The organism is Haloterrigena gelatinilytica (assembly GCF_013342145.1).
Lineage (GTDB): Archaea > Halobacteriota > Halobacteria > Halobacteriales > Natrialbaceae > Haloterrigena > Haloterrigena gelatinilytica.
Genome location: NZ_JABUQZ010000001.1, coordinates 1,506,177 through 1,521,600 on the forward strand (window position 1 = coordinate 1,506,177; position 15,424 = coordinate 1,521,600).

General features: G+C 66.6%; 14 protein-coding genes. 3 read left to right on the top strand and 11 right to left on the bottom strand.

The genetic code is table 11. The annotated features are described in order from the left end of the window. Window positions 1-16: 16 nt before the first annotated feature. The 3 genes from HTZ84_RS07635 to HTZ84_RS07645 form a co-directional block, all read right to left on the bottom strand. A complete protein-coding gene (locus HTZ84_RS07635; protein ID WP_174680124.1) occupies window positions 17-2,275 on the bottom strand; it encodes a catalase in 2,259 nt (752 codons plus the stop codon). A 307-nt stretch (window positions 2,276-2,582) separates the two neighbouring features. Then, on the bottom strand, window positions 2,583-3,569 hold the full coding sequence (locus tag HTZ84_RS07640) for an MBL fold metallo-hydrolase (protein ID WP_174680125.1): 987 nt from the start codon (window positions 3,567-3,569) through the stop codon (window positions 2,583-2,585). A gap of 175 nt (window positions 3,570-3,744) precedes the next feature. Then, a complete protein-coding gene (locus HTZ84_RS07645; RefSeq protein ID WP_174680126.1) occupies window positions 3,745-4,347 on the bottom strand; it encodes a hypothetical protein in 603 nt (200 codons plus the stop codon). A 319-nt stretch (window positions 4,348-4,666) separates the two neighbouring features. Here HTZ84_RS07645 and HTZ84_RS07650 point away from each other — a divergent pair, with 319 nt between their 5' ends. Beyond that, window positions 4,667-4,957: a HalOD1 output domain-containing protein gene (locus HTZ84_RS07650; protein WP_174680127.1), complete on the top strand. Its 291-nt coding sequence runs from the start codon at window positions 4,667-4,669 to the stop codon at window positions 4,955-4,957. A gap of 168 nt (window positions 4,958-5,125) precedes the next feature. On the opposite strand, the gene HTZ84_RS07655 is transcribed toward HTZ84_RS07650, so the two are convergent. From HTZ84_RS07655 to HTZ84_RS07665, 3 genes are all read right to left on the bottom strand, one after another. Next, on the bottom strand, window positions 5,126-5,878 hold the full coding sequence (locus HTZ84_RS07655; RefSeq protein ID WP_174680128.1) for a ribonuclease H-like domain-containing protein: 753 nt from the start codon (window positions 5,876-5,878) through the stop codon (window positions 5,126-5,128). A 155-nt stretch (window positions 5,879-6,033) separates the two neighbouring features. Next, entirely contained in the window at window positions 6,034-8,127 is a 2,094-nt protein-coding gene (locus HTZ84_RS07660) for an AAA family ATPase (protein ID WP_174680129.1), read from the bottom strand. A 275-nt stretch (window positions 8,128-8,402) separates the two neighbouring features. Further along, on the bottom strand, window positions 8,403-9,059 hold the full coding sequence (locus tag HTZ84_RS07665; protein ID WP_174680130.1) for a DUF7504 family protein: 657 nt from the start codon (window positions 9,057-9,059) through the stop codon (window positions 8,403-8,405). 126 nt (window positions 9,060-9,185) lie between these two features. On the opposite strand from HTZ84_RS07665, the gene HTZ84_RS07670 reads away from it, so the two are divergent. Further along, window positions 9,186-9,953: a DUF7547 family protein gene (locus tag HTZ84_RS07670; RefSeq protein WP_174680131.1), complete on the top strand. Its 768-nt coding sequence runs from the start codon at window positions 9,186-9,188 to the stop codon at window positions 9,951-9,953. Here the strand turns inward: HTZ84_RS07670 and HTZ84_RS07675 are convergent. From HTZ84_RS07675 to hflX, 3 genes are all read right to left on the bottom strand, one after another. Beyond that, a complete protein-coding gene (locus tag HTZ84_RS07675; protein ID WP_174680132.1) occupies window positions 9,950-10,309 on the bottom strand; it encodes an OB-fold domain-containing protein in 360 nt (119 codons plus the stop codon). The two genes, HTZ84_RS07670 and HTZ84_RS07675, sit on opposite strands and share 4 nt — an antisense overlap. Next, window positions 10,306-11,466 (bottom strand): thiolase family protein, encoded by a 1,161-nt coding sequence (locus HTZ84_RS07680; protein WP_174680133.1) that lies wholly within the window; start codon window positions 11,464-11,466, stop codon window positions 10,306-10,308. The genes HTZ84_RS07675 and HTZ84_RS07680 overlap by 4 nt, the downstream gene beginning before the upstream one ends. A 116-nt stretch (window positions 11,467-11,582) precedes the next feature. Beyond that, window positions 11,583-12,884 carry a GTPase HflX gene (gene hflX, locus HTZ84_RS07685; protein WP_174680134.1) on the bottom strand — a complete coding sequence of 434 codons (1,302 nt, stop codon included), beginning with the start codon at window positions 12,882-12,884 and terminating at the stop codon, window positions 11,583-11,585. Window positions 12,885-13,278: 394 nt separating this feature from the next. On the opposite strand from hflX, the gene HTZ84_RS07690 reads away from it, so the two are divergent. Then, window positions 13,279-13,590 (top strand): FUN14 domain-containing protein, encoded by a 312-nt coding sequence (locus tag HTZ84_RS07690; RefSeq protein WP_174680135.1) that lies wholly within the window; start codon window positions 13,279-13,281, stop codon window positions 13,588-13,590. A 27-nt stretch (window positions 13,591-13,617) separates the two neighbouring features. Here the strand turns inward: HTZ84_RS07690 and HTZ84_RS07695 are convergent, their stop codons facing one another. Together HTZ84_RS07695 and psmA are read right to left on the bottom strand one after the other, a co-directional pair. After that, window positions 13,618-14,343, bottom strand: a complete 726-nt coding sequence (locus HTZ84_RS07695; protein ID WP_174680136.1) for a ribosome assembly factor SBDS — start codon at window positions 14,341-14,343, stop codon at window positions 13,618-13,620. 309 nt (window positions 14,344-14,652) lie between these two features. Continuing rightward, on the bottom strand, window positions 14,653-15,423 hold the full coding sequence (psmA, locus tag HTZ84_RS07700; protein ID WP_008895421.1) for an archaeal proteasome endopeptidase complex subunit alpha: 771 nt from the start codon (window positions 15,421-15,423) through the stop codon (window positions 14,653-14,655). Window position 15,424 lies beyond the last annotated feature (1 nt).

The window sequence follows — 15,424 nt, forward strand, 5'->3', positions numbered from 1 at the left end:
CGCTCGCCGAGGCTACTTACGCCGGCACTTCCTTCGGGCTCCGCTCCCAGTGGCGGTGTTCGGCGATCGCGTCGACGAACGCCTCGGCCAATTCCTCGAGGTCGTCGCCCCGTCCCGTCACCACGCCGTCCGAGGAGACGGTTTCGCCGTCGTCGGCGATCTCCACGTCGGGGAGGTCGACCGCCTCGAGGAGCTCCGTCCCCGAACCGGCGGCGGCGATCGGCTTCTTGTGCTTGAACGTCTCGGCGACGAAGTGTTTCGCGTCGCCCTGCTCGACGAGCGCGTCGACGCTGTCCTCGCCGCCGGGGACGAAGAGGGCGTCGAACAGCACCGATTCGGTGGTCACGTGGCTCTTGTCGGCCTCGACCGTGTCGCCGTTCTCGGACGTCTTGTCGCCGAGGATCTTCGAGACGATCTTCACGCGGGCGCCCTCGTCTTCCAGCGTCGATTCGATGGTCTCGAGGTGGTCGCTGTCGTAGCCGTCGTCGACGAGGACGGCGATCTTGCGGGTTTCGATGGAGTCGGCGTCGCGGCGCTGCTCGATGCTCAGCCGCGAGTCCTCGCGGTCGTGCGTCGGCATCTCGTCGCCGGGCTCTTCGGGGGGCTCGATCCCGATGCCCTCCGCGACCCGCTTGGCGAACTCGTGGTCGACGTTGTTGAACAGGTCGTAGACCATCCGCTCGCGGATCTCGACGCGGTCGACCTTCCCGAGTTCGAAGTGGGCGGCGTCGACGATGTTCTGCTTCTCGGGTTCGGTCATGCTGTTCCAGAACAGCCGTGCCTGGTCGAAGTGGGTCTGGAAGCTCTCCGACCGGTTGCGAATCTTCTTCCCGTCGATCTTCTCGGCGTGGTGTTCGTACCCGCCCTCTCCTTCGGGAACCTCCTGGGGATCGTCGTCGCCGATCGAGTTGGGCTTGTAGGAGGCTTTCCCCTCGTTGATCTCCTGGCGCATGAAGCCGGCCCGCTGGTTGTTGTGTCGCTCGGCGACGGGTCGGTTGATCGGGATCTCGTCCCAGTTGGCGCTGCCGAAGCGGTTGAGCTGGGTGTCCTGGTAGGAGAAGAGCCGTCCCTGTAGCAGGGGGTCGTTCGAGAAGTCGATACCGGGGACGACGTTCCCCGGGTGGAACGCGACCTGTTCGACCTCCGCGAAGAAGTTGTCCGGCGTCTCGTTGAGCACCATCTTCCCGATCGGGCGGACCGGGACCTCGCTCTCGGGGACGATCTTCGTCGGATCGAGGACGTCGAAGTCGAACTCGGCGGCCTCCTCCTCGTCGAAGACCTGGACGCCCAACTCCCACTCGAGTTCGTACCCCGCTTCGATGACGTCGTAGAGGTCCATCCGGTTGAAATCGGGGTTCTTGCCGGCGATCTTCTGGGTCTCGTCCCAGACGAGTTGGCTGGTGTCGAGTTCGGGCGTCCAGTGGAACTTGACGAACCGCGCGTCGCCCTCGTCGTTGACCAGCCGGAAGGTGTGGACGCCGAAGCCCTGCATCATCCGGTAGGCCCGCGGTAGCGCGCGACCCGAGAGCACCCACATGATCATGTGCGTGATTTCGGGTTTGAGCGAGGCGAAGTCCCAGAAGGTGTCGTGGGCCGCCGAGGCCTGGGGCGTTCCGTCGTCGGGCTCGGGCTTGATCGAGTGGACCAGATCGGGGAACTCCATCGCGTCCTGGATGAAGAAGACCGGGATGTTGTTCCCGACGAGGTCCCAGTTGCCCTCCTCGGTGTAGAACTTCGTCGCGAAGCCGCGGACGTCCCGGACCGTGTCCGCCGAGCCGCGGGAGCCGACGACCGTCGAGAACCGGGTGAAGACGGGCGTCTTCTGATCGGGATCGGTCAGCACCTTCGCTTTCGTCAGCTCCTCGATGTCGTCGTACTCGCCGAGGTCGGGGTCCTCGTAGGGCTGGAAGTAGCCGTGGGCGCCCGACCCGCGGGCGTGGACGACTCGTTCCGGGATCGACTCGTGGTCGAACTGGGTCATCTTCTCCCGGAAGTGGAAGTCCTCCATGATCGTCGGCCCGCGCTCGCCGGCCTTCAGGGAGTTGTCCGTGTCGCTGATCGTCACCCCGTGGTCGCTCGTCAGCCGCTCGCCCTCGGGGTTCTCGCGAACGTCGTCGAGTTGCTCCTGCTTGCTGTTCTCGTCGATATCGTCGTCGCGGCTGGTTCCGGTTCGGCCGGATTCGGCGTCGGAGCGGGACTCGTCGCTCTCGCCGCCGTCGGTCGCTTGCGGTTGCTCTTCGTCTCGTTCGGTGGGCGTAGAGTCGTCGTCTGACATCGTTGAAACTCCGGGTCGACTCGGCGCGCGCAGACCGGGGACCCGTACCGCGACTGCGCGTGTAACCGGTCGGGCCGTCGGTATCCTCCTCGAGCGGCCCGTGCGGGCGGTGACGGGCCGCGTCTCGGAGCCACCGATCTCGCGACCGGTTTACCGTACCGTCCAGAAGTACTCGCATCAACGTCTTGCCGTCCTTCGCAAGTCCGGCACAGATTCGTTGCTCATCGCTCAATTCGCCGAGAGCCGGCCTGACTCGATTCGATCAACTCACGGGCCGGCGCGGCGACGGGTCCACGGCGGTGCGTCGTCACGAGTCAGATCGCTCACTGGCGAAGACGAACGCCTCGGACCGGCGCCTCGACGCTCCCGATCCCGATCCCGTCTCGCGAATTTCCTGCGTCTCGAGAACGGTTCCGTCGGGGGCGATATCGACCAGATCGTCGAGTACGACAATCCGGCCATCGAACGCCTCGCGGACGGTCTCGAGTGCGGACTCGAGGGCCTCGCGGTCGTCGCGACCGACGTGAGAGACGGCGAGCGTCCCGACGCCGGCGTCGCGAGCGATCCGACCGACCTCCTCGGGAAGCGGGTGGAGCTCGGTCTTCGGGCCGTCGGCCCCCGCCTCGAGCAGTCGGTGCTGGACGAGGACGTCGCTTCCGTCGGCGAGTCGCGCGACGTTGTCGGTCTCGGCGGCGTAATCGCCGCTGAAGGTGATCGACGCGCCGTTCGCGGCGACGCGATAGGCGAGCGTCGGCACCCGGCCGTGGACGACGGGAATCGCGTCGACGGTGACGCCGTCGCGGTCGTAGACTCGCGTCACCGCGTCGTCCCGCCCGGCGACGGCGTCGATCTCGGTGGTCGGAAGCGAGAGTTCGCCGTCGGCGTACCGTTCGACGAAGTCGGAGAGGTAGCCGTACGCGCCCGACTCCGCGTCGAACAGGGTCGAAATCCACGCCTCGGTCCCCGGCTGTGCCGCGTTTCCCGCGGGTCCGTACACCTCGAGCGGACGATCGCCGCGCCCCTGTTGGTACGCGGCCTTGACGATCGCCGGGAGATCGGCCGTGTGATCGATGTGCAGATGGCCGAGGAGGACCGCGTCCAACGCCGTCAGGTCGATCCGGGCGTCGCTGAGCCGACCGGCGGTCCCGCCGCCGGCGTCGACGAGCAACCTCGGCTCCTCGTCGACGTGGACGACGTATCCGACGGACGCGCGCCCGTTGTCCAGTGCCGACGCCCCCGTCCCGAGAGCCGTGACGGACAGACCGTCGTCCTCGCCCGACCGTGCGGTATCCATAGTGGGACGTCCGTTCGACTCGGTCCTAAGACTCGAGCCTGCGAATTCCTGACCGATTCGGTCGCCCGTGCCGAGGTCCACCGGCAGAAATCCGTCGCGACGGTCACCCGGCAGGACCGATCCGCTCGAGAGAGGAGAGCGCGACCCGAAACGGGTGGTTGCGGGCCAAGTCCGATCAGAACGGCGACTGCGCGGTCGTTCCGTCGCCCGTAGCCGCGTCGGCGTCCGACTCCGCGCCCGGAACGGTCCCCGTCTCGCGGAACTCGGTCTCGAGTCGCTCGATTTCGGCGTCGAGCGCGTCGGACTGGTGGTGTAACGGGTGGGCGCGCACGCGCACGAGATCGTATTCGTGGCGATCCGCGAGTCCGTTCCACGCTCGGAACGCGCCCGTGACGAGCGCCTCGGCTTGCGGACAGAACTCGGTCGTCGGCGTGAACTCCGCGCGCAGGATCGACGGCTCGTCGGCGTCGACCGCGTACCGGAACCCGGCGTCGGGGTGGCGCCGATCGAGGTTGAGCCGCGCGAGGTTGTAGCCGAACGTCGCGTCGTAGACGCCCCGTTCCTCGAACAACTCGCGGGTGAGCCGGTGAAAGGCGAGGTGGTCGTCGCCCGCGAGCACGTCGTGGCCCTCAAGGAACGGGCCGGGCGCCGGCGCACGGTCCGGATCGAACGCGTCCCACGAATCGAATCCGTCGCCGCCTGGCGTCGTGGACTGGGTGAAGGGATTCATCACAGTAGCGAAAACGGCCGCGTCGGTCCAGTACCCTCTCCCGAACATATTCCCCGTTATCGCGACCGGATCGCGACTCGGGACTCGACAGGACGAGCCCGGTAGCCGTGTTTCGTCCGTTCGAGACCGAATCGTCCCCCTCACAATTCTTACCCGAAACGAATTCTGGCCGTTCGCAAGGGACGCCTGCACCGCGAAAATTACTCCCTGAATCGTTCCAGATCATAGCTCTATAATAATATTAAACTAAAATCACTACTGAAAATGTCCGATGATGTATGTTTTTGCGCTCTATTGGTCATCTCTGTACAGCAACACTTCATTGGGGCCGGTGGATTTATATTCGACGACTGTAACCGTCCGGGCAATGCTACTCTCAGCCGATTCATCGGATGCGACCACCGCAGACTCACTCAGTTTTGAAGTTATCAGCGCTGTCGCCGAGCAGGAGGGCATCGATCCGGTGGAGGTCGAACCGCCGGAGTACGACGCGCTGTACGACGTCATCAATCCGGAAGCCCTCGATTCCCTCTTCGCGCCCCGAGAGGACGGCACGAGACGAGGCTCCGGCCGGGTAGAATTCGTCTTCTGTGGCTACCGCGTCGTCGTCACCAGCGACGGCGACGTCGACGTTCTCGAGAAAACCGGCGGCCGATAAGCGGTCGTTCGATCGAAGCTGATCGCGATCCCGTCAGCGGCGAGCATCGGTCGCTGGCCGCGTCGCTCCCGACTCGCTCCGCGTAGTTAGCCGTTCGACTGCGTACCGACGGTTTCCGGGCAGCAAAAACGGGTCCGTCTTCGGTCGGCTGGCTCGTCGACGACGTCGCTACTCGTCGGCACAGGCCGCCTCGAACACGGTCTCGTGGAGGCGGTCCGCGACGATCTCCATCAGCGGTTCCATGTTCCGGGTGTCGGCCCGGTTGTACTCCACGAGCGTCCCGAGGGCGCCCTCGTCGCCCCGTTCGTACTCGTGCCAGAGCCGGACGGCGTCCCGGCCGCTGAGGTCGGGCATGTCCCGATCGATGCCCAGATCGCGCTCGATCGCCTTCAGCCCGCCGTCGAGCCCGAGTTGCTTACAGGGGTACATGAGATCGACGTGGGGCGTCGTCACGTCGATGTCGTAGCACGTCTCGAGGAACGGGACGTCGAACCGCTGACCGTTGAAGGTGACCAGCAGCGACGACTCCTCGAGTTCGTCCGCCAGCCGACGGGCCGTCAGATCCCGGTCCTTGACGAAGGTCTTCGTCTCGCCGCCGCGGTGGACGCTGACGGTCGTGACGTCCTCGCAGGAGGCGTCGAGTCCGGTCGTCTCGATGTCCAGAAAGCAGGTCTCCTCGCGGACGTTCTCGTAGCACCGCCAGCGGCTCGCGGCCGGCAGCTGCTCCGCGAACGGAGCGACGTCGCCGCGCTCGAGGTGGGTTCGCCCCTCCTCGATGAACGTGTGGATGCGGTCGGCTAACGTGTCGCCGACGACGCTGCCGTCGAACTCGTCCCAGTGGGTGATTCCGTGTTGCCAGAGTTTGCGTTCGGTGGTCTCCCCGACACCGCGGACGGGAATGAAACTGTTCTCGATTCGCACACCACTTCGAGGGGGACGAGCGAACTAAAAGCGATTGGATCGACGGCGACGAATCGAGCGAACGGCCGGACGACAGCGGGATCGAACGACGCGCTAGACGAAGAATCGGGTGGCGATAGAGTCGAGAGAGAGGGAGGAATCGTCGGAGTCGAAGCTCAGCTGTCGTCGGAGCTGTTGTCCGAGAGGTAGAGCGTCCGGTCGATGATGTCGACGGCCGCCTCGCTCCAGCGCTGAACGGCGTCGCCGTCCGAGTCGGGGATTTCGATGACGATGCGGTTCCGGCCGATCGACACGTCGGCCTCGGGCGTCGCGTCGCGGTCAGCGAAGCTCCGCAGCTGGTACTGGAGCAGCCGCTTCGTCGAGCCGCTGATATCGACGGTGTCAGTCTCGAACTCGTAGGTCAGGACGGTGTTCTCGCCGCCGTCGTCGCGCTCCGAGCCGTCGGGAGCAGTCCCGTCGCCGCCCTCGTCGGTCCCGTAGACTTCCGCCGAGACGTCGAACCGGTGGCTCGAGAGCTCCGGCGTCGGCGCCTCCTCGTTGATCGAGTCGACGGCCTCCTCGACCGTCACGTCCTCGAGGTCCTCGTCGTCGAACTCGAAGGCGGCCACGTCGCCGGCGAGCGGATCGGCCGCGTCGACAGTCGGCTCGTCGTCGGACTGAGCTGTCTCGTCGTCCGAAACGGCGTCGTCGACGGTCTCCAGACCGGCCGCGTCCGACTCGCCGCCCTCGTCGTCGGCGTCCGTCTCGGCCGCCTCAGCATCCGTTTCGTTCGTCTCAGTAGCAGCGTCGTCGAGCTCGAGGTCCGTCTCCGCCGTCGGCCGGTCGTTCGCAGCAGCGTCGTCGGCCTCGCTCTCGTCGTCGCCCTCGTCGGCCTCCGGCTCGGACGCCGCGTCCGACGGCGACTCGGTCACCGGATCGGTCTCCTCGAACGCGAACACGTTCGGAGCCGTCGCGTCGTCGGCGCCGGACTCGAGCGCTTCGGCGTCGGTTTCGGTTCCGTCCTCACCGACGGTATCGCCCTCGACCGCACCGTCGTCCTCGGCCGAGTCGACAGCAGTGTCGCCCGTCTCGTCGCTGTCCGCGTCGTCGTCGACCGAGGCCGCTTCGGGGTCGTCGTCCGACGCGTCGGCGGTCGTCGGCGCTGTCGATTCCCGCTCGGGGTCGTCTTCGGCCGTCTCGGCCGGCGGCGCCGCCACGACGGAATCGGTTTCGTCGGCCTCGGAGTCGTCGGCGGCCGCGGCTGACGCGTCCGTCTCGCTCGTGGCGGTCGAGTCGACCGGCCCGGCGGCGATGACCGCGTCGTCGCGCTCCGAGCCGTCGGTTAGCTCGCCGGCGATCGTCGGTCCCGGGTCGGCGATCGCGTCGCGATCGAGCCGAACCGCGTACCACGCCGTCCCGTCGGATTGCGTGACGAACCGACCCTGGTTGCGGGCCGCCTGATCGTTCGGCGTCTCGTCGGTCGCGGCATCGCTGTCCGTCGTCACCTCGTGGCTGGAAGCAGCATCCGGTTCGTCCGCCACGTCGGCATCGACGGTGGTCTCACCGGCGTCAACGTCGGAGTCAGTCGCTGTCTCGGCTGAGACCGTCGACCGTTCGTCGGCGAGAGCCGCTTCAGTCGCGTCCGTTCCGGGCGCCGTCGGGTCGGTCTCGAGGTCGGGCGACGGTTCGTCGACTCCGGCGACAGCAGCGCCGTTGGCCGACGTTTCGGCCTCGCCGGCGGCGGCTCGATCGGCAGCGCGAGCGTCGGCGGTTTCCGTTTCGACGCCGCCGGTACCGCGCGCCGCTCCCGCCGCGGTATCGGCCCTCATCGGACCCGTTTCGGCACCGGGAGCCGTCGCCGTCGTCGCGTCAGCGGCGGCGCTACCGTTCCCGTTCGGGGAGTGCTGGGCCGCTTGCTGCGGTTCTGCGGGCTGTGGCCCGCCGGCCGCTTGCGGGCCCGGACTCTGTGTCGTCTGTGCTGTCTGGCCCTGCGCCTGCCCGGGGTTCGGGCCGGAGCTGATAGTCCCGCCGTTGAGGTGCAGCTGCGTTCCGCCACCGCCACCGCCGCCGCCGCGCCCGTTCGAAATGTTGTCCAGCGAGTGGCCGATATCCGTCAGATCGTCGTCGATATTGTCTTCCAGCTTGTCGATCTTGTCCCCGACGCTCCGTAACGCCAGCGCGACGTCCCACAGCACGACGACGCCGAAAAAGAGGAGCGCGAGGAAGACGGTGACGGCAGCTCCGCCGAGAAGCTCAGCATTGACTTCCATATATTGTACTCTCTAATCCGATAGGTCGTTCCGTATATAGTCCTTCTGCCGTAACACCAATATCCCTGGAGTGCTTCGGTCCGAAGACGGCCGTCACACGCTATTTCTGGTGCGTACCCGTTTCCAGATCGATCGTTCTTATCACACTCCAATCACTAGATTACAGTCGTATCGACAGCGCTGATAACTATCGTTATTTCGTGATTGTTACCTCGAGAGAACGGTTGCGGAACCTCTCTCATCGCGACCGACCTACCGGCCCGGCGTGGATCCGATCAGACGGGGAGCCAGTCGGTCGCCGTCTCCCGATCCCTGAGCTCCCATCGCTGTTCGGCGACGCCGTCACGGACGCGAATCTCGACGACCGCGTCGAACAGCGGTTCGAAGAGGTGGACCGCCTCGTGGTCGCGATCGAGCGGCAGGTGGTAGTGACCCATCCCCTGGAGGGCGTCCACCCGCGACGTCGTCATGTGCAACAGTCGAAACACCTTCTCCGCCGTGTGTTCCTCGAGCAGCGCTGCCAACGAGTCGACGCAAACGCGTAGCTGAGACGGCTCGAGGCCGTCGGCGTCGCCCTGAAAGCCGTCGATCGCGTCGGCGATCTCGATCCCCAGCGTCCCGAGCGGGGTGCGACCGCGCAGTTCGGCGTCCTCGGTTGCGGTGGGGTCGAGCGCCGAGTAGTCGATCGTTCGAGCGGTCCCTTCGTCCGGCTCGTCGTTCGCGTTCGCGAGCGGCTCGCGTCCGTCGGTCACGAACAATCGATACCGCGCGCCGTCCCCCGTCTCTCCCAGCAACCGATGACAGAGCGACGTATGCACGTCGGCCGTCTCCGCGCCGACGAGCAAGACGTTGCTCCCGTCGCGCTTGAGCCTCGCAAGCGTCTGGGCGAAGGCGGTTCGCTCCACCGCAGCACCCCCTCGTTCAGTTGTCATCCTTTATATCGAGTCCTCGGTATTATAATAAATATTGTGGCCGGGATCCACCTACGCGATCGCCGAGCGAATAATAGCGATCGGTCCGATCGCCCGGCTTTTTGTTTCGGCCGCCGTAGCTGAACTATGGCCGATCCCGACGACGAACTCGCCGAGGCCGTCCGCGAACTCACACGGACGATCGAGGAGCTCCGGTCGGAACTCGAGTCGACCCGGCGCCGGCCGCCGTTCCGCCCGCCGGCGCCCCGACCGCCGACGCCTCGGGAACTCCTCGCGTTCACCGACGAAGTCGCGATTCCCGCCGCGATCGCGGCCCTCGAGACCAGCGTCCGCGCGCTCGAGGGCTTCCAGCGGGCCCTGCAACTCGCCCGGACCGAACGGGACGTTCGCGACCGGACGACCGAAGCCACGCGGACCGCGGGGGAGCGCGCCGACGACCTCCGCCGATCGACGCTCTCCGGACTCGACACCGTCCTCGCCGAACTCCAGCGGGCGGCGTCGGACGGCGACCTCCCTGCCGACGAAGGGGCTCGCGAGTTGCTCTCGGAGGCCCGCGAACTGCGCGACGACGTCGACCGGCGACTCCGGGACGCCGCCGACGACCTCGAGCGCCGATCGACCGACGCGACGGACGCCGTCCGAATCGACATCGAGGACGGCGACCCGCTCGACGGTTCGTCGGACGACGACGAGCCGGAGCCGGACCCGGGCGTCGACGTCGATGCCGAACTCGAGACCCTGAAGGATCAGTACGGGCGCGACGACGGTGCCGACGATACTGCCGGTGACGACTCCGGTGAGTCCGATGGCGATAAATCCGACGCGTCTGGCGACGGCGCCGCCGCTGATGACGACGACTCCGACTCGAGCGAAAACGGTTCCGACGCGGCCTAGACCGGCTGGAACCGGTAGCCGTCCCAGTCCTGACTCTCCGGTTCGCGGATGCCGGCGCCGGGCTCGCGAAGTTCCTCGACGTGGACCGGTTCGACCTCGTCGCCGGTTTCGATCTCGTCGGTGGTCACCTGCCCGAGCGCGCGGACCGACTCCCCATCAACGTCGAACTCGACGATGGCGAGCGTGTTCGGTTCGCGGACGCCCGGCGGCGTCGCCGTACTGGTCGTCCAGGTGACGACCTCGCCGGTGTACTCGCTGAGGTCGATCGTGTCTACCGGCTCGGTGCCGCCGGGACCGCGCGGGTGCCCGGGGTAGCTGATCGATCCGTCCTCGTACTCGTAAGCGTCCATGGTCATCGTGCCGCCTCCATGATGGTGGTGATAACGCAGTTGCCGAAGCCGCCGACGTTACAGCAGAGGCCGACGTCCGCGTCGACCTGTCGCGGCCCCGCTTCGCCCATCAGCTGTTCGTAGATCTCGACGCCCTGTGCGACGCCGCTGGCACCCAGTGGATGCCCCTTCGACTTGAGGCCGCCGGAGGTGTTGATCGGCAGTTCGCCCGTGTCGCGTTCGGTGTAGCCCTCCTCGACGAGTTTCCAGGCTTCGCCCTGCTCGGCGAATCCGAGTCCCTCCATCTGGAGGAACTCGAGGATGGTGAACATGTCGTGGAGTTCGGCGACGTCGATGTCGTCTGGGCCGTAGCCGCTCATCTCGTAGGCGCCCTTGCCGCTCTCGACGACGCCGCCCATCACGGTCGGATCCTCCCGCTCGTGGACGACGTGTGTGTCGGTGGCGCCGTCGATACCCGAAATAACGACGTAGTCGTCGGTGTACTCCTCGGCGACGGACTCCGGACAGAGCATCAGCGCCGCGGAGCCGTCCGTGATCGGACAGAAGTCGTACAGCCGCAGCGGATCGGCGACGATCGGTGACTCGAGGGCCGTCTCCTCGTCGATCTCCTTCTGGAACTGGGCGTTGGGGTTATCGACGCCGTTCTCGTGGTTCTTGACCGCCACCTTCGCCAGACTGTCCCGCGGCGCGTCGAACCGCTCGAGGTAGTGGCGGGCGGTCAGCCCCGCGAACGACGGGAGCGTCACGCCGTGTTTGTACTCCGCCGGATGGGTCAGCGACGCGATGACGTCGGTCGCTTCGCCGGTCGTCCGGTGGGTCATCTTCTCGCCGCCGACGAGCATCGTCATGTCGCTGGCGCCGCTGGCCACCGACTGCCAGGCGGCGTAGATCCCCGCGCCGCCGCTGGAACTCGTCTGATCGACGCGCTGGGTGTACGCCGGCATCGCGTCGATGTCGTGGGCCAAGGCGTTGGGAATCCCGGTCTGGCCCTCGAACTCGCCGCTGGCCATGTTCGACACGTACAGGTGGTCGACGTCGCTGGCGTCGACGCCGGAATCCTCGAGACACTCGAGGCCGGCCTCCGCGAGGAGGTCGAGGACCCACTCCCCCTCGCGTTGCCCGAACTGGGTCATCGACGCACCGATGATTGCAACACGTTCCATAGCCTAGGGGACTCGAGTCATCGATTTATAAGGTGGGGTTAGGCCGCCGCCGTCGCGACGTCGTCGTCGGGGACCGAGCCGGGAGGGAGAGAGAGCGAGCGTCCGTCGCCGTTCGATCAGGCCGATTCGGCCGCCGCCGTCCGCAACTCGCTGGCCCGCGAGCGCGCCTGCGAGACGATCGCCGGCCGAGCTTCGAAGGAGACGACGACGTCCTCGTCGCCGTAGGCGACCTCCTCGACGTGGGCGTTGTCGTGGAGCCACGAGACGACGCTCATCGTGTCGTCGGTCATCGGCAGGAGGAGCCGCTCTTCCTCCCAGTCGGGCAGTTCCTCGTCGATGCGCTCGAGCAGCGCGTCGACGTTCGTCCCCTCCCGGCCGCTGACGGCGACGGGGTTCGGGGCGAGCGCCGACAGGGCGTCGCGCTTCTCCGCGAGCTCCTCGTCGTCGACCTTGTCGATCTTGTTCAGCACCGTCACGATCGGCGCCTCGTTGCGCTCGTAGAGCGTGTCGTGGCTGGTGACGAGCTTCTCGTGGATCTCGTCGATGTCCTCGCTGACGTCGACGACGAGCAACACCAAGTCGGCCCGGTAGACGGAGTCGAGCGTCGACTTGAACGACTCGACCAGCCAGTGGGGCAGATCGCTGATGAAGCCGACGGTGTCGGTCACCAGCACGTCGCGGGGCTCGATGTCCGCGCGGCGGGTCGTCGTCCCCAGCGTCGTGAACAACTTGTCCTGGGACTCGGCGGTCGCGTCGAGATCCGGGTGGAGATCCTCGTTTTCCTCGACCGTGAGGTCGTCGGCGAGCCGGCGCAGCAGGGTCGACTTGCCGGCGTTGGTGTAGCCGGCCAACGCGACTAGATCGAAGCCGGAGTCGCGCCGGCGCTCCCGGCGGTGTTGCTCGGTCTGCTCGATCCGCTCGAGCTCGTCGTTGATCCGGCTGATCTGATCCTTGATGTCCTGTTCGCGGCTCTCGTCGTACTCGCCGAGCCCCATGAAGCCGGGGTGTTCCTCGCGCTTGGCGAGGCTCGTCTTGGCCTCGGCGCGGGGCAGTTCGTACCGGAGTTCGGCCAGTTCGACCTGGAGCTGGGCCTTGCGGGTCTGGGCGCGCTGGCCGAAGATCTCGAGGATCAGCGTGAATCGATCGATCACTTCGACGCCTTCGGGGAGCAGTTGCCCGAGGTTGTACGTCTGGTAGGGGCCGAGCCGGTTGTCGAAGATGACGGTCGTCGCGTCGGTCGCGACGACCTCGTCGGCGAGTTCCTCGGCTTTCCCCTCGCCCAGCTGGAGGGCGGGATCGGCCTTCCGCGACTGGGTGATCTCGCCGACGACGGTGTACCCCGCGGCCGCGGCGAGGTCGCGGATCTCACTCGTGTCGGGCGTTCCCGAATCGACGCGCTTGGCGATGATTGCTCTCATGCGGGTGGAAAGACGTGCTCGTAGCTCTCGTTCGGAGAAGAAGGCTCGAGACGACGCGAGACGGGTCGCTGGGCGACCCGACGGCCCGTCGGTCCCACGGGCTGGGTACGGCGGCTCGATACTCGCGACCGCGGCTGCCCGATCGCGCTACGGATGGCGGTCGAACACCTCCGTTACTGTTCGACGGATACGGCACATACCCGACCGTACGCTCCCGACGGTCTTGAATCCCGTGGCGCGTCCGCAGGCCGCGGTGTTCGCGGCGGAATCGACGTGCCGGAACGTGACTCGATCCGCAGCGAGCAGCGCGTCGCAGATCGAAAGCGGACGTCAACCGCTCGAAAAATCACGAAGCCATAACAGTCATTGGAGACGACCCGAATACGAGACCGTAATGCTAGACGTCGATCCGACGGGGTTAGGCCTCGAGTTCGGGGGCAGCGCGGTCGTTGGCGGGGTACTCGGATTCGCCACGAAACAGATCGCGAAGGTGCTCGCGATCATCGTCGGCGTCGAGTTGATGGCCTTTCGCTACCTCGAGTCCCAGGAAATTGTCACGGTCGACTGGAGTCGCCTCTCCGCGGGACTGCTCGAGACGGGCGACCGCGCCCAGGAGGGCGTTCACTGGCTCGTGTCGGCGCTCTCGATGGTCGCGGTCGGGGCCGGCTTCGCCAGCGGCTTCCTGATCGGCTACCACCGCGGCTGAGAAGGACCCACCGCCCGCCGAACCGCCCTACCGCGTCTTCAGGTCGTCCTTGTCCTTGATGATCTCCGTCTCGGCCTCGCCGCTGGAGTGTTCGTTGACGACGTCGTAGAAGTCGTTTTGCATCCCCGCGGGGAAGGTGATGACGCCGACCCACGAGCCGTCGGCCTGCCACTCCTCGCGCTCTAAGTCGCCGAACTGACGGACCTGTGCCTGCGCGCTGCCGGCGTACTCGGCGGGGATCTGTACGGCGATGGTCACCTCCTCGAATCGGATCGGAATGACGGGACGCAGGTCGTCGAGCGCGTCGTCGACCTGGCTCTCGACGGGTTCCATCGGATCGACCGTGAACCCGGCCTGCTCCAGGGCGTTCTCGATGCGCTCGGGCGGGTGGGGCGCGTTGTCCATCTGGGGGTTGACCGCGTTGCGCGCGATGGTGTCGATCAGCTGCTTGCGCTTCTGTTCTTGCATCTCGCGGCGCTGGTCGGCCGTGATCTGGATCTCCCCCTCCTTGATCACTTCGGGGATGATCTCGAGGGGATCCGTCGTGTCGAAGACCGTCTCGAGGTCGTCCTCGGCGGGTCGGTCGCCCCGCGACGCGTCCTCGAAGACGTCCTCGGCCGCGATTACGTCCTCGAGGTCGCCGTCGAACTCGTCGCGTTTGATCGCCAACGCCGCGTCCGGATCTACGAGCACCTCGAAGCGCGCCCCGTGTGACTCGAGTCGCGCCGTCACCGCCTCGTCGAGCGATATCATATCGGTTGCTTCCCCCGCCAATGAAAAGAGTGTTTCCCGATATCACGGCGCGGGTTCCGGGTTCGACCCCGCTTCGAATCGGCGACAGCCGGTCGTCCGGTCAGTCGAGGCGAGCCGCCGCTCGCGAGCGCCGCCGCTGAGCGGGTACGGATCCGGTCGTCGTCCATCGTGCGCGGGTGCAGGCAGACGGTGGACAGTTCGCACGCTCACACGCACAGATTGGAAACGGGAGAAGCGAATCGTTCCGTGGGTCGAACCCGTCGACGCGCGGGACGAAGGCGGTACTCGAGTCGAAATCGAGCGAGTCGGTTACTCTTGCTCTTCGTCGTCCGCGGCGGCGTCGTCGCCCTCGTCTAAGATGTCGTTCTCCTCGAGGTGGGACTCGATCCGGTCGTAGTCGAACTGCTCGAAGGACTCGGTCTCGACGTCGACCGTCGCGAGGCCGACCTCGGTCGGGAGGAGCGAGCCGTCGTTGACCGACGCGAGGGCGTCGAGCGCGAGCGCGATGCCGCCGTCCAGGTCGGCTTCCTCGTCGTAGTTCTCCTCTAAGTAGTCCTGGAGTTCGCCGCGGTCGGCGCCGACGGCCAGGGCCTTCCACTCGTAGGGCGTCCCCGAGGGGTCGGTCTCGAACAGGCGCGGCTCGCCGTTGTCGATACCGCCGACGATCAGCGCGACGCCGAACGGACGGGCGCCGCCGACCTGCGTGTACTGCTGGATGTGGTCGGTGACCTCCTTGGTCAGCGTCTCGACGCCGATCGGTTCGCCGTAACGCAGCTGGTTGACCTGCGTCTGGCGGCGCGCGAAGTCGATCAGCTGGCGGGCGTCGGCGACGTGGCCCGCGCTGGCGATGCCGATGTGGTCGTCGGCCTTGTGAATCTTCTCGACGCTCGAGTCCTCGAGCAGCGGGGAGGGGACTCGTTTGTCGACTGCCAGCACGACGCCGTCGCTCGTTCGGACGCCGATGCTCGCCGTTCCTCGCTTGACCGCCTCGCGAGCATACTCGACCTGGTAGAGTCGGCCGTCGGGCGAGAAGATCGTGATGCCGCGGTCGTACGCCTGCTGTTGGGCTTGTCCCTGCATA